The sequence below is a fragment of the Bradyrhizobium sp. Pha-3 genome (assembly GCF_042258615.1).
Taxonomy (GTDB): Bacteria; Pseudomonadota; Alphaproteobacteria; order Rhizobiales; family Xanthobacteraceae; genus Bradyrhizobium.
Genome location: NZ_CP170152.1, coordinates 2,776,768 through 2,791,142, shown reverse-complemented (window position 1 = coordinate 2,791,142; position 14,375 = coordinate 2,776,768). Strand labels below are relative to the sequence as shown.

The 14,375-nt window shown below is 66.5% G+C and carries 12 protein-coding genes; 1 reads left to right on the top strand and 11 read right to left on the bottom strand.

Translation table 11 applies throughout. The features are described 5' to 3' along the window. The first annotated feature begins 9 nt into the window (after positions 1-9). The gene (locus ACE10Z_RS13065; RefSeq protein WP_375789821.1) at positions 10-345 is read left to right on the top strand and encodes a GIY-YIG nuclease family protein; all 336 of its coding nucleotides are present in this window, start codon (positions 10-12) and stop codon (positions 343-345) included. Positions 346-401: 56 nt separating this feature from the next. Here ACE10Z_RS13065 and murC read toward each other — a convergent pair whose 3' ends face one another. The 11 genes from murC to rsmH form a co-directional block, all read right to left on the bottom strand. After that, positions 402-1,805: a UDP-N-acetylmuramate--L-alanine ligase gene (gene murC, locus ACE10Z_RS13060; RefSeq protein ID WP_375788275.1), complete on the bottom strand. Its 1,404-nt coding sequence runs from the start codon at positions 1,803-1,805 to the stop codon at positions 402-404. A gap of 186 nt (positions 1,806-1,991) precedes the next feature. Continuing rightward, complete coding sequence (locus tag ACE10Z_RS13055) at positions 1,992-2,831, bottom strand: class I SAM-dependent methyltransferase (protein WP_375788274.1); 840 nt, start codon at positions 2,829-2,831, stop codon at positions 1,992-1,994. Positions 2,832-2,868: 37 nt separating this feature from the next. Next, entirely contained in the window at positions 2,869-3,969 is a 1,101-nt protein-coding gene (gene murG, locus ACE10Z_RS13050; RefSeq protein ID WP_375789820.1) for an undecaprenyldiphospho-muramoylpentapeptide beta-N-acetylglucosaminyltransferase, read from the bottom strand. A gap of 50 nt (positions 3,970-4,019) precedes the next feature. Continuing rightward, positions 4,020-5,171 (bottom strand): putative lipid II flippase FtsW, encoded by a 1,152-nt coding sequence (gene ftsW, locus ACE10Z_RS13045; protein ID WP_375788273.1) that lies wholly within the window; start codon positions 5,169-5,171, stop codon positions 4,020-4,022. 341 nt (positions 5,172-5,512) lie between these two features. Continuing rightward, the gene (gene murD / locus ACE10Z_RS13040) at positions 5,513-6,913 is read right to left on the bottom strand and encodes a UDP-N-acetylmuramoyl-L-alanine--D-glutamate ligase (protein WP_375788272.1); all 1,401 of its coding nucleotides are present in this window, start codon (positions 6,911-6,913) and stop codon (positions 5,513-5,515) included. A gap of 8 nt (positions 6,914-6,921) precedes the next feature. Next, positions 6,922-8,028 (bottom strand): phospho-N-acetylmuramoyl-pentapeptide-transferase, encoded by a 1,107-nt coding sequence (gene mraY / locus ACE10Z_RS13035; RefSeq protein ID WP_028332550.1) that lies wholly within the window; start codon positions 8,026-8,028, stop codon positions 6,922-6,924. Between the two features lie 10 nt (positions 8,029-8,038). Next, positions 8,039-9,472, bottom strand: a complete 1,434-nt coding sequence (locus tag ACE10Z_RS13030) for a UDP-N-acetylmuramoylalanyl-D-glutamyl-2,6-diaminopimelate--D-alanyl-D-alanine ligase (RefSeq protein ID WP_375788271.1) — start codon at positions 9,470-9,472, stop codon at positions 8,039-8,041. Beyond that, complete coding sequence (locus ACE10Z_RS13025; protein WP_375788270.1) at positions 9,469-10,926, bottom strand: UDP-N-acetylmuramoyl-L-alanyl-D-glutamate--2,6-diaminopimelate ligase; 1,458 nt, start codon at positions 10,924-10,926, stop codon at positions 9,469-9,471. The genes ACE10Z_RS13030 and ACE10Z_RS13025 overlap by 4 nt, the downstream gene beginning before the upstream one ends. 49 nt (positions 10,927-10,975) lie before the next feature. Beyond that, positions 10,976-12,748: a peptidoglycan D,D-transpeptidase FtsI family protein gene (locus ACE10Z_RS13020; RefSeq protein WP_375788269.1), complete on the bottom strand. Its 1,773-nt coding sequence runs from the start codon at positions 12,746-12,748 to the stop codon at positions 10,976-10,978. Beyond that, positions 12,745-13,194, bottom strand: coding sequence for a hypothetical protein (locus ACE10Z_RS13015; RefSeq protein WP_375788268.1), 450 nt, complete (start codon positions 13,192-13,194; stop codon positions 12,745-12,747). Before ACE10Z_RS13015 ends, ACE10Z_RS13020 begins: the two co-directional genes overlap by 4 nt. A 2-nt stretch (positions 13,195-13,196) precedes the next feature. Next, entirely contained in the window at positions 13,197-14,192 is a 996-nt protein-coding gene (gene rsmH / locus ACE10Z_RS13010; RefSeq protein WP_375788267.1) for a 16S rRNA (cytosine(1402)-N(4))-methyltransferase RsmH, read from the bottom strand. Positions 14,193-14,375 lie beyond the last annotated feature (183 nt).

Below are 14,375 nucleotides of genomic sequence, written 5' to 3'. Positions count from 1 at the left end.
CCATCCGTCATGGCCGGGCTTGTCCCGGCCATCCACGTCTTGCAGTATCTCCACATGGCAGGTGGATACGTCTACTTTCTGACCAACCGTCCGAACGGTGTGCTCTACGTCGGGGTAACGAGCGATCTCGTCCGCCGGATATTCGAGCATCGTTCCGGCTTCGTCGATGGCTTCACCAAGCGATACGGACTGAAGCGGCTGGTCTATTTTGAGCAATTTGACGACATCCGTACCGCCATCCAGCGCGAACACACCATCAAGCATTGGCCGCGCGCTTGGAAGATCCGCAAGATCATCGCAGCGAATCCGAACTGGGAAGACCTGTACGACACGATAGTGCAGTGAAGACGTGGATGGCCGGGACAAGCCCGGCCATGACGTGGTGAGATACGAGGCCTCCATCACCCCAGCGCCTTCAATTCGCCGGGCAGTGCGTAGGCCCATTGCGTGATGTTGCCGGCGCCGAGGCAGACGACGAGGTCGCCGGACTTGGCAATGCCGTGCACGATCTTCGCGAGCTCGCCCGCATTAGGCAGCGGGACAACGTTGCGATGGCCGTGGGCACGCAGGCCGGCGGCGAAATGATCGCGGTCGATGCCTACGATCGGCGCCTCGCCGGCCGGATAGACCTCGGCGACCACGACCGCATCGGCATCGTTGAAGCAGGTGCAGAATTCCTCGAACAAGGATTGCAGGCGGGTGTAGCGATGCGGCTGCACCACGGCGACGATCTTGCCGTTGGTGGATTCCCGCGCCGCCTTCAGCACGGCCGCGATCTCGACCGGATGATGACCGTAATCGTCGATCACGGTGATGCCGTTCCACTCGCCGGTCTTGGTGAAGCGCCGCTTGACGCCGCCGAAGCCGGCCATGGCCTGGCGGATCACGTCGTCGGACACGCCGAGCTGATGCGCGACCGCGATCGCCGCCGTCGCGTTCGACGCGTTGTGGCGCCCCGGCATCGGCAGCATGATGTCCGCGATCTCGTGCGTCGTACCCGACTGGCGATTGCGGATCGCGACCTTGAACTTCGAGCCGCCGCCCATCGGCGTCAGATCCAGGAGCTGCGCATCGGCCTGCGGATTCTGCCCGTAGGTGATGATGCGGCAGTCCTCGATCTTGCCGACCAGAGTCTGCACCACGGGATGATCGGTGCACATCACGGCAAAGCCGTAGAACGGAACGTTCTCGACGAAATTGCGGAACGCGTCCTGGATCGCCTCGAAGGTCTTGAAGTGATCGAGATGCTCGGGATCGATATTGGTGACGATGACGACATCGGACGGCAGCTTCAGGAAGGTGCCGTCGCTCTCGTCGGCCTCGACCACCATCCAGTCGCCGGCCCCGAGCCGCGCGTTGGAGCCGTAGGCATTGATGATGCCGCCGTTGATCACAGTCGGATCGAGCCCGCCGGCATCGAGCAATGTCGCCACCATCGTGGTCGTGGTGGTCTTGCCATGGGTGCCGGCGATCGCAACGCAGCTCTTCAGCCGCATCAATTCCGCCAGCATCTCGGCGCGCCGCACCACAGGAATGCGCCGCGCCCGGGCCGCCATCAGCTCGGGATTGTCGCGCTTGATCGCGGTCGAGACGACGACGACATCGGCGCCATCGACATTCTCGGCGGTGTGGCCGACCGAGACCTTGGCGCCCTTCTTGCGCAGCCGGTCGAGGTTGTAATTGTCGGACGCGTCGGAGCCCTGCACGGTGTAGCCGAGATTGATCAGCACCTCGGCGATCCCGCTCATGCCGATGCCGCCGATCCCGACGAAGTGAATGGGTCCGATCTCGCGCGGCAGTCTCATGATCCGGTTCCTGATATCATCGTTCCTGTGCGCCTCACATCGGTCGCGCTGGGTACTGGATGCCCCGCTTTTCCCATGCGTGACAAGGGCTTTTTCCACCCCGCAGCCGCGGAAATGTCGCTGTTGTCAGCTGCCGGCCGGTGCTGGTGATCTGACGTCACGGACATCTCCATCCGGGCCCGGCGGCTACGCCGCTCCCGACCGCACAGCGCGCGCCGCGAACTCATCCTGCATGTCGATGACGCGAAGATAGTTGCGTAGCCGGTTGGTCTCGAGCGCACGCAGCAGCTTGTTCTGGTGATAGGGCAGCACGAGCTCGGCAAGCTGCGCGCTCCAGCTGGCGTTCATGTCGAACAACACCCCGAGGCCGAACACGGCGGGGATCTCGGCGAAGCCGAACTCCCTGCCCTGCGCCAGCTGTTCCGCCAGGAAGTCATCGATCGCGGTCATCACGCCGTTGCGCGCACCGCCGGCAACGTTCGCGAATGCGGCGAAACCCGCGCCGCGAAATCCACGCCCCTCGACCAGCACCGGGCGATCCAGCGTGGCGCCGGCGTCGAAACTGTGTGGGTGACGAAACTCGGCGGGAATCTGGCCGGGCGCGTAATACATGTCGCGCCGCCCGCAGGGCCAGCCGACATCGTGGAGGAAGACCAGAACCGGCTTGCCGGCGCGGCGGCTGATCGCCTCGATCTGCCGGAGCTCGTGATACACGGTGTACCAGTTGTGGTCGCCATCGACGATCCAGGCGTCGGCGGCATCCAGGTCGCCGAATGCATCGAGGCTCGTCTTCGCCAGGTGACGCACATCCGGATTGGCATTCACCCAGTCGAGGAATTCGCGCTTCGGCGCCGGATCGATGCTGGTGAGCTGACCGCCGCGGGCCCGGCAGTGATCGGCGAGCAGCGCCGACATGCCGCCATGCTCCGCACCGATCTCGACGATGTCTTGCGCATCCGAAAGGCGCAGCGCTTCGAGGATCAGGTCCGAGAATTCCGAGACGGAGTGAATCAAAAGACCCGTCATCATCTAGTCTCCCCCGGCGTCCTGCCGGATTGGCGCATCAAATCCCGGCCACCTTGGCAACCAGATCGGCCAGCCGCTCGGCAGCATCGAGCCGGCCGACGCTGCGCGCGGCGTCCGCCATCGCGGTCAGTCTCTCGGGCTCGGCGGCGAAGGCCGAGATCTCGGCCGCGAGCCGTTCCGACGTGAAGTCGCCCTGCGTGATGCGGAGCGCGCCGTTCGCCTGCGACAGCACGCCGGCATTGGCGAACTGGTCCTGATCGATCGCGCCCGGCAGCGGAACCAGGATCGAGGGCCGGCCGATCGCGGCGAGCTCGGCCACCGTGCCGGCCCCGGAGCGCGAGATCACGAGCTGGCTCGAAGCCAGCCGCGCCGGCAAATCGGCGAAGAACGGCGCCAGCTCGGCATTGACCTTGAGCCGGTCGTAGACCGCGCGCACCCGATCCATGTCCTCTTCGCGCACCTGCTGGGTGATGATCAGCCGGCTCCACAGCGCGGGCGCGAGCTGCTCGATCGCTGGCGGCACGATGTCGCTCATCACCCGCGCGCCCTGGCTGCCGCCGACGACGAGCAGGCGCAGCGGCCCATCCACCTCGGGCGGGGTGTATTTCACCGCGGCGGCGGCGAGGATCGCCGGCCGCATCGGCGTCCCGACGGTGGTGGCCTTGCCGGCGAGCGCGGGATCGCGGTCGAGCACGCCGGGCAGCGAGGTCGCGATCGCGTTGACGCGGCCGGAGAGGAATCGGTTGGCGCGGCCGAGCACCGCATTGGCATCGTGAATGATGCCGGGGACACCGAGCATCCGCGCCGCCATCAGCGGCGGCAAGGTCGGGTAACCGCCGAAGCCGACGACGGCCGACGGCTTCAGCCGGCGCACCACATTGGCGGCGACCAGCGTGCCGTAGCCGAGCATCAGCACGGTCCGCGCCAGCGAGATCGGGTTGCGGCTGCGCACGGTCGCGCTCGGCACGAGCTCGATGCTCTCCCTGCCGAACAGGCCGGAGTAGCGCAGCGCGCGGCCGTCGGTCGCAAGCCGCACCCGCAGGCCGCGTCTGATCAGTTCCACGGCGAGCGCTTCGGCCGGGAACAAATGGCCGCCGGTGCCACCGGCCGCCAGCAGAATCAGGGGCGCGTTGTCCATATCGTGCAAGTACATGGCTTCCAGATAACCGACACCGCCGTCACAGTCACCTACGCGTAGGCGCGCCGGGCGCTGGCGCCTTCCATCGATTCGATCTCGGTGCGCGGCCGCTGCCGCGTCAGCGCCAGCATCATGCCGACGCCATAGGCGAGCGAGACGAACGAGGAGCCGCCATAGGAGATGAACGGCAGCGTCATGCCCTTGGCCGGGATCAGTTGCAGGTTGACCGCCATGTTGATGGTCGCCTGCACGCCGAACAGGATCGCGAGCCCCGATGCCGCAAAGCGCGAGAACATGTCCTCGGTGGCATAGGCGCGGGTCAGCGTGCGGATCACGATGAAGCCGAACAGCGCGACCAGCATCAGGCAGAGGATGATGCCGAATTCTTCCGCCGCCACCGCGAACACGAAGTCGGTGTGGCTGTCCGGCAGGCTGCGCTTGGCGATGCCCTCGCCCGGCCCGAGCCCGAACCAGCCGCCATTCCAGAACGCTTCCATCGCGGTGTCGACCTGGAAGGTGTCGCCGGAGGCGGGATTCATGAAGCGCTTGATGCGGCCGGCGACGTGCGGCACCAGCAAATACGCACCGAACAGGCCGGCGCCGGCAGCGCCGGCGAGCCCGAACACCCAGATCATCCGCATGCCCGCGATGAAGAACAGCGCGCCCCACACGGTGAGGATCAGCATGGTCTGGCCGAAATCTGGCTCCATCACCAGCAGCGTGACCAGCATCATCAACAGCACCAGCGCCATCGAGGTCGCCGGCATCTCCGGCCGCTTGGTCGATTCCGCAAACAGCCAGGCCGCGACGATGACGAAGGCGGGCTTGGCGGCTTCGGAGGCCTGGATGTTGACGCCGAGCAGCGTGATCCAGCGTCGCGAGCCCTTGACCTCGGGCCCGATCAAGAGCGTGAGCACTATCAACACGATCGAGACCGCGAACACGATCAGCGCGGTGCGCCGGATCTGCCGCGGCGTCATGAACGACACCCCGATCAGCACGATCAGCGACGGCGCCAGGAACATGACGTGGCGGTTGAAGAAGTGGAACGGATCGAGCCCGATCCGGGCCGCGACCGGCGGGCTCGCCGCCAGCGACAGGATGACCCCGGCCAGCATCAACGCGGCGATCGCGACAAGCAGCAGCTTGTCGACGGTCCACCACCAGTCCGAGAACGGGGTGCGTTGGTCACGGGCGAGCATGGGCGTCCCCAGATGGCAGAGATAACGTCCATTCGTGGCGCAGGATGGTTTCCAAGGGGTTAACGGGTTGGGTAACTTTTGAGGGAGGTAGGTTGGGGGCTCGCGACGCCTCCGGTGTCGCCATCCGGGCATGCGGTCGCCTCACACAGCCGTCGTCCTGGCGAAAGCCAGGACCTATAACCACCGCATTCAATGATGAAAAGGATGGCGGCCCCAGCGTCGCGCAACAATTGAGATTTGGGGTAATGGGTCCTGGCTTTCGCCAGGACGACGATGAATGTGTGGCGCGGTCTGATGGGTTTCGCTGCGCTCTACCCAACCTGCGATTCTACAATCAGTCGTCACACCACCGGCTTCACACCCGGCAGCGCCTGGACGATGTCGCGGAAGGCAGTGCCGCGGATTTCGAAATTGCGGTACTGGTCGAACGAGGCGCAGGCGGGCGACAGCAGCACGACCGCCTCGGCAAGCCCCGACGCCTCGGCATCGCGCGCGGCGCTGGCGATCGCGACGTCGAGCGTGCCGGACATTTCGTGCGCGACGCGGTCGCCGAGCGTCCCGGAGAATTCGGCCGCCGCCTCGCCGATCAGATAGGCCTTGCGGATGCGCGGAAAATATTCGGTGAGGCCCGTGATGCCGCCGGCCTTCGGCTTGCCGCCGGCGATCCAGTAGATGTCGGCGAACGACGACAACGCGTGCGCGGCAGCATCCGCGTTGGTGCCCTTGGAGTCGTTGACGAACAGCACGTTGCCGCGGCGGCCGACCTGCTCCATGCGATGCGCGAGGCCCGGGAAGCTGCGCAGGGCGTTCTGCAACACATCGGTCGCGATCCCCATCGCCAGCGCGCAGGCCGAGGCGCAGGCGGCGTTCTGCGCATTGTGCTGGCCGCGCAGCGAACCGATGCCGCCGAGGCGCGCGATCTCGCTGCGCGCCGCGCCCGAGGCGCGCACGATGGTCTCGTGCTCGACATAGAGGCCGTCGGGCAGCGGGTTCCTCACCGAGATGCGCACCACGCGCTTGCCGGCGCGATCGAGCCGGTCGGCGATGTCGCGGCACCAGCCATCATCGACGCCGACGATCGCGGTGCCGCCCTGCTGCACGCCCGCGACCAGCCGTTCCTTGACCGCGGCGTAATGCTCCAGCGTGCCGTGGCGATCGATATGGTCTTCGCTGATGTTGATCAGGATGCCGACCGAGGGATCGAGCGAGGGGGCGAGGTCGATCTGGTAGGACGACATCTCGATGACATGGACGCGGCCCATGCGCGGCGGCTCCAGCGACAGGATTGCGGTGCCGATATTGCCGCCCATCTGGGTGTCGTAGCCGGCGACCTTCATCAGGTGCGCGATCAGCGCTGTCGTGGTCGACTTGCCGTTGGTGCCGGTGATGGCGACGAACGGCGCGTTCGGCGCATGGCGGCGACGCTCGCGGCAGAACAATTCGACGTCGCCGATCACCTCGCAGCCCGCCTCGCGCGCCTTCAGCACGCTCCAGTGCGGCGCCGGATGGGTCAGCGGCGCGCCGGGAGTCAGGATCAGCGCGGCGAAATTCGCCCACGACACGGTGCGCAGATCGGCGGTGGTGAAGCCGGCCTGTGCCGCCCTGGCGACGTTATCGGCACTGTCGTCGGCCGCGATCACCTCCGCGCCGCCGGCCTTCAGCGCCTGGCAGCTCGCAAGCCCGGAGCCGCCGAGCCCGAACACCGCGACCGTCTTGCCCGAGAAGGAGGTGACCGGGATCATGATGACGCTCAGCGCAGCTTGAGGGTGGAGAGGCCGGCGAGCGCCAGCATCACCGAGATGATCCAGAACCTGATCACGATCTGCGGCTCGGTCCAGCCCTTCTGCTCGAAATGATGGTGCAGCGGCGCCATCCGGAACACGCGTTTTCCCGTGAGCTTGAACGAGGTGACCTGCACGATGACCGAGACCGCCTCCAGCACGAACAGGCCGCCGATCACCGCAAGCACGATCTCGTGCTTCACCGCGACCGCGGTGGCACCCAGCATGCCGCCGAGCGCAAGCGAGCCGGTGTCGCCCATGAAGATCGAGGCCGGCGGTGCGTTGAACCACAGAAAGCCCAAGCCCGCGCCAAGCACCGCGCCGCATAGCACCGCCAGTTCGCCGGTGCCGGCGACGTAATTGATCTGCAGATAATCCGAGAACACCGCGTTGCCGGTGAGATAGGAGATCATGCCGAAGCTCGCGGCCGCGATCATCACCGGCACGATGGCAAGGCCGTCGAGGCCGTCGGTGAGATTCACTGCATTGCCGGCGCCGACCATCACGAAGGCGCCGAAGATCACGAAGAACCAGCCGAAATTGATCACGAGGTCCTTGAAGAAAGGAATCACGAGCGACGTCGAGGACACGTCGCGCCCGAGCCGGACCAGCGCGTAGGTGGCGGCGAGCCCGATCACCGCCTCGATCAGGAGCCTGAGCTTGCCGGCGAAGCCGCTGTGCGACTGCTTTGTGACCTTCAGATAATCGTCATAGAAGCCGACGAAGCCGAAGCCGAGCGTCACCGCGAGCACGATCCAGACATAGGGATTCAGCGGGTTGGCCCAGAGCAGCGTCGACACCACGAGCCCGGACAGGATCATCAGCCCGCCCATGGTGGGCGTGCCCTTCTTGGAGATCAGGTGCGACTGCGGACCATCGGTGCGGATCGGCTGGCCCTTGCCCTGCCGCAGCCTCAAGTGATCGATGATCCAGGGCCCGAACAGGAACACGAACAGCGCGCCGGTCACCATCGCGCCGCCGGTGCGGAAGGTGATGTAGCGGAACACGTTCAGAGCGCTGCGGAATGCCCCAAACCCCGGAACGGTGTTGGACAGTTCGATCAACCAGTAGAACATTCAAAAAGTCCTATACCGCTTCTTCGTGCGCGGCCTTGTCGGGGAAGCGTTTTTCCAGCGCGCTGACAATGAGCTTCATCTTCGACCCCAGCGAGCCCTTCACCATGATCACGTCACCGGCACGGACCGCGGCGACCGCCTGCGCTTCGAGCGCCGCCGAACTCTCGGCATAGCCTCCCCGCTTGCCGGTGGAAAGGGCATCCCACAGATTCCGCATCAGCGGACCACAACAATATACGAGGTCGATGCGGTTGCCGGTCACGGCTTCGTTGAGGCCGCGGTGCAATTCGGGCCCGGTCGGCCCGAGCTCGAGCATGTCGCCGAGCACGGCGATGCGGCGGCCGTGCGGCCCGGTCTGGGCCTGGCCGAGCACGTTGAGCGCGGCGCCCATCGAGGCCGGGTTGGCGTTGTAGCTCTCGTCGATCAGCGTCGCCTCGCCGTGGCCGACCTCGAGCGTGCGGCGAAGACCGCGGCCGGTCGGCGCCTCGAGCTGCGACAGCGACAGCGCCGCACGCGCGATATCGGCGCCGAGCAGCGAGGCGCCCGCGAGCACCGCGAGCGAATTCATCGCCATGTGGCGGCCGGGCATGCCGATCTTGTAGGTGATGTCATGGTCCAGAATATCGGCATGCACCGCCGAGCAGGTCGCGTGCAGCGAGAGGTCGATCAGCCGCGCCTCGGCGCGCTTGTCGGCGCCGAACGAGACGATGCGCGAGACGCCGGCCTTCTTCGCCTGCTTCTGCAGCCGCGCGAATTGCCCGTTATCGCGGTTGAGCACGACTGCGCCATTGGGCTCCAGCCCTGCGAAGATCTCCGCCTTGGCGTCGGCGATCGCCTCGATGCCGGAGAAGAATTCCAGATGCACCGGCTCGATCGTGGTGATGACGGCAACGTGCGGCCGCACCATCTTGACCAGCGGCGTGATCTCGCCGGCATGGTTCATGCCGATCTCGAATACCGCGAAGCGCGCGCTCGCCGGGCAGCGCGCCAGCGACAGCGGCACGCCCCAGTGATTGTTGAACGATGCGACCGAGGCATGGGTCTCGCCCTGCGCCGACAGCACGCGCCGCAGCGCCTCCTTGGTCGAGGTCTTGCCGACCGAACCGGTCACCGCGATGATCTGCGCGTTGAGCCGCGCCCGCGAGGCATGCGCGAGCTCGACGAGGCCGGCGAGCACGTCGTCGACCACCAGCAGCGGCGCGTCGGCGGGAAATTTCTCGCGTTGCGCAGTCTCGACCACGGCTAGCCCGGCGCCGGCCTTCAGCGCCGCCGCGACGAAGGCATGACCGTCATGGACGTCGCCCTTGATGGCAAAATACGCGTCGCCTTTTGCAACGGTGCGGCTGTCGATCGAGAGTCCGGTGACGCCGTCCGGCAGCGTGCCTTGCGTGGCGGCGCGCATCGCCGCTGCCATCGCATCCGAGGTCCACAACATCATGCTCATGCGCCCTCCTCGGCCAAAGCATTCGCGACCGCTTCATGATCGCTGAACGGCAGCGTCGTGCTGCCGACGATCTGCCCGACCTCATGGCCCTTACCGGCCACGACCAACGCATCACCCGGCTCGAGGCCGGCGATCCCGGCCCGGATCGCTGCGGCGCGGTCGCCGATCTCGCGCGCGCCCTTCGCCGTCGCCATGATCGCGGCGCGGATCGCCTCGGGCTTCTCGCTGCGCGGATTGTCGTCGGTGACAATGATCTGATCGGCATTCTCGGCGGCGATCGCGCCCATGATCGGACGCTTGCCGGCGTCGCGGTCGCCGCCGGCGCCGAAGATCACGACCAGCCTGCGCTTGGCATAGGGCCGCAGCGCCTGCAGCGCCTTGGCGAGCGCATCGGGCTTGTGGGCGTAGTCGACGAAGATCGGCGCGCCATTATGCTCGCCGACGAATTCCAGCCGGCCTTTGGCGCCTTCGAGATGTTCGAGCGTACCGAACACGTCATCGGCGGCGCTGCCGGTGCCGATCGCAAGGCCCGCCGCGACCAGCGCATTCTCGATCTGGAATTCGCCGACCAGCGGCAGCCGGATCGCGTGTTTGCGGCCGCGGTGCTCGATCGCGAGCTGCTGGGCAAAGCCTTCGATCGCCGCATCGGTGAGCTTGATGCCATCGGTGGCGTCGACATTGCGCCCGACCGTGATGATGCGCAGGCCGTGCGCCCGCGCCGCATCGATCACCTCAGCCGAGCAGTCGTGATCGGCCGAGATCACGGCAGTGCCGCCGTCGGCGACGAGATCGCGGAACAGCCGCAGCTTTGCGTTCAGGTAATGCGCGACGTCGGGATGATAATCCATGTGGTCGCGCGACAGATTGGTGAAGCCGCCGGCCGCGATGCGCACGCCGTCGAGCCGATACTGGTCGAGGCCATGCGAGGACGCCTCGAAGGCGAGATGGGTGACGCCGTCGCGCGCGATCTCGTCGAGCTGGCGATGCAGCGCGATCGGATCGGGCGTTGTCAGCGAGCCGTAGACGGTGCGCTTGTCCGAGACGAGACCGATGGTGCCGATGCTCGCGGAGCAGTGACCGAGCCGCTGCCAGATCTGGCGCGTGAACGCCGCGACCGAGGTCTTGCCGCTGGTGCCGGTCACCGCCGCGATCGTCGCGGGCTGGCGCGGATAGAATGTGGCGGCGGCGAGCGCAAGCGCGCGGCGTGGATTCGGCGTGATGACGAACGGAACACGGCCGTGACCTTGCGGCAGTTGGTCGCTGGCGACCGCGACTGCGCCCGCGGCGATCGCCGCATCGACGAAGCGTGCGCCGTCGGTCCTGCTGCCGGCCAGCGCAAAGAACAGGTCGCCCGGCTTCACCGCACGGCTGTCGACCGCAAGCCCTCCGACGACAACAGCGTCGGCACTTGGATCGATCGTGGCATCGGCGCTGAAGAGGTCGCGAAGTCTCATGATCTTCCAGTCTGGCCGGCGCCGTTCTGGCGCCGCGTGATTATACGCCTTACTGGGTTGTTCTGGATGCCGCAAGAATAAGGCGGTCGGACGGCGGCAGGTCGAAGCGCGGTTCAACGCCCAAAAGCGGCGCAATTCGGGCGATCACGTTGCCGCCGGTCGGCACCGCATTCCAGCCCGAGGTGATGAAGCCATAGGTCTCCTTCAGGGGCTGCGGCTCGTCGAGCATGATCAACAGCTGGTATTTCGGATTGTCGGCGGGCAGGATCGCGGTGAAGGCGTTCAGCACCCGCTTCTTGGCGTAGCGGCCGTTGATCACCTTCTCCGCGGTGCCGGTCTTGCCGCCGATATAGTAGCCCTTGACGTCGGCCTTCTTCGCGGTGCCGATCTCGGCATTGAGCCGCATCAGATAGCGCATCTTGTCCGAGGTCTCGGGCTTGATGACGCGCTTGGCCAGCGCCATCGCCTCCTGCTCGGTGCGCTTGAGGAAGGTCGGCGGGATCAGGTAGCCGCCATTGACCAGCGCGTCGATGCCCATCACCGCCTGCAGCGGCGCCACCGCGATGCCGTGACCGAACGAGATGGTGACGGTGTTCAACTCGCCCCACTTCTTCGGCACGATCGGCGAGGCGCTCTCCGGCAATTCGGTGCGCAGCCGCTCGAGCTGCCCCATCTTGCGCAGGAAGGCCTTGTGCGCATCGACGCCCATCGCCAGCGCAATGCGCCCGGCGCCGATGTTGGAGGAATAGTAGAACACCTCCTTCATGTTGATCATGCGGCCCATGTTGTGATCGTCATGGATCGCGAACTTGCCGTAGTGCAGCGGGCCGCGCGCATCCCACATCGAGTTGAGGTCGAACCGGCCGCTATCCAGCGCCATCGCCAGCGTGAACGCCTTGAAGGTCGAGCCCATCTCGTAGACGCCGGTGGTCAGGCGGTTGATGCGATCAGGATCGTGCGCCTCCTTCGGATTGTTCGGATCGAAATCCGGCAGCGACACCATCGCCACGATCTCGCCGGTGCGCACGTTGGAGACGAGGCCGGAGGCGGCCTTGGCCTTGAACTTCTCCTTCGCCTTGATCAGTTCGTCGCGCAGCGCGTGCTCGACGCGCAGGTCGACCGACAGCTCCACCGGCTTCTGCAGCCGGTCGGTGGCGAAGCCCGCACGATGCAGATCGGCCAGACCGTTATTGTCCAGCCACTTCTCCATGCCGGCGATGCCCTGGTTGTCGATATTGACGAGGCCGATCAGGTGGGCGACTTCATTGCCCGTCGGATAGACGCGCTTGTTCTCGCGCAGGAAGCCGACGCCGGGAAGGCCGAGGCGGTGGATGTCGAGCTGCTGCTTCGGCGTGATCTCGCGCTTGAGCCAGACGAACCCCTTGCGCGACGACAGGCGGTCGCGCACTTCGCTGGTGTCGATATCCGGCAAGGCCGCGGTCAAGAGCTCGATCGCCTCGTCCTTGTCGATCAGGCGGCGTGGCTCGGCGAACAGGCTCGGCGCCTTGACGTCGGTGGCGAGAATTTCGCCGTTGCGGTCGGTGATGTCGGGCCGGGCGGTGGCGATCGCGTCCTGCGAGGCGGTGCGCCGTGCGCCATGGCTGTCGGCACCGACGGCGAACAGCACCAGCCGTCCGGCCAGCACGCAATAGACCGCGGCAAACGCGATGATCGCAAGACCGACGCGTGCGCGCGCCTTCGCGGCACGGTCGACATTGCTTCCGTACAGCAGCGTGCGGATCAGCCGCGTGCGCCAGGGTTCGGCGGATTTCTCAGCCGGCTTGCTGGCGGGTGCCGGATCGGTCATGGCAGGTCCGGTCATTGCTGGTCTCCCCCACCCTGCTCGGACTCTTCGGGCGCGGGCTGGTCGGCGGCCGGCTGGTCGGTCGCCGGCTTGTCGATCGATCCGGTCGTGCTGTCGGGCGCGGCGGCGGCCTCGATGGTGTCGATCATCGCGCCGATCGGATCGCGCGAACCGGGCCGCGTGAAGCTCGGCGGCCGCTCCGGCAGGTTCTTCAGGGAATCGTACTGGTTGGCGTTGATCGGCTTCAGCGGCAGATGCCGTTCGGCAAGCCCCTGCAGCCGCAGCGGCGCATCGAGCTTGGCCCATTCCGCGCGCAAGGTGGCGATCGCGTTGCGCTGCTCGCGGATCTCGGCATTGAGCTGCAGCACGCGTTCGACGCGCGCGGTCGATTCCATCTTGATGCGGTAGACATAGGATGCCGCGAAGATCAGCATGCCGATGACAAGGAGATGGAGGAGGCGCATCGTCAGCCCCCCCGCTTCAGATCGGACAGCCGCGGCCATGACGGCAGGTCGTCGTCCGCATGCGCCGGCTCCGCGGTGCGCTCGGCCGCGCGCAGCTTGGCCGACCGGGCGCGCGGATTGGCCGATATCTCCGCCTCGCCGGGCGTCACTGGCCGCTTGGTCAGGATCTGAAAGCTCGGCGCGGATTGCGCCACTTCGGGCAGATGCCGCGAGCCGCCGGAAACCTTGCCGCGCTCGGTGAGGAAATTCTTGACGATGCGGTCTTCCAGCGAGTGGAACGAGACCACGGCGAGCCGCCCGCCCGGCTTCAGCACGCGCTCGGCCGCGGCCAGCGCCCGATGCAGCTCATCGAGTTCCTCATTGACGAAGATGCGCAGCGCCTGAAAGGTCCGCGTCGCCGGATGGATCTCGTTCGGCTTGGCGCGCACGACTTTCCCGACGATGTCGGCGAGCGCCTCGGTCGTCGTGATCGGCGCGTCCTTGCGCGCGGCCACGATAGCGCGGGCGACGCCGCGCGAATGCCGCTCCTCGCCGAAGATATAGATGATGTCGGCGAGCTGCTTCTCGGAAGCGGTGGCGACCACATCGGCCGCGGTCGGACCGCTCTGTGCCATCCGCATGTCGAGCGGGCCACCGAGGCGAAACGAGAAGCCGCGCTCGGCCTGGTCGAGCTGCATCGAGGAGACGCCGACATCCATCACGATGCCGTCGACCTGATCCGCCCCCTGCGATGCGCAGACCTCGGCGAGATTGGAGAAGCGGTCCTCGACCAGCGTCAACCGGCCGTCCGAGCCGTCGACCAGATCGAAGCCGCCTGTTATCGCGGTGCGGTCGCGGTCGATGCCGATGACGCGCGTATCGGCGACATCGAGAATCATGCGGCTGTAGCCGCCGGCGCCGAAGGTCGCGTCGACATAAATGCCGCCGGCGCGCGGCTCGAGACAGGCGACCGCCTCGCGGCCCAGCACCGAAATGTGACGGGGAGCACGCTCGCTCATGCGCCGCCCCCGGACAGGGCCGCGTTGCTGGCATGCAAGCTGGCTGCGCGCCGACTCATAGCGTCTCGAATCCTCGCGCTGGCTGTTCCGGCAAAAAGGCCGCTGCGTAATACCAGCGCCAACTCCCGTCCTCGGCCGCAAATCCTGATATCCGACCGGAATTGGGAGGGTTTCCATGGGATT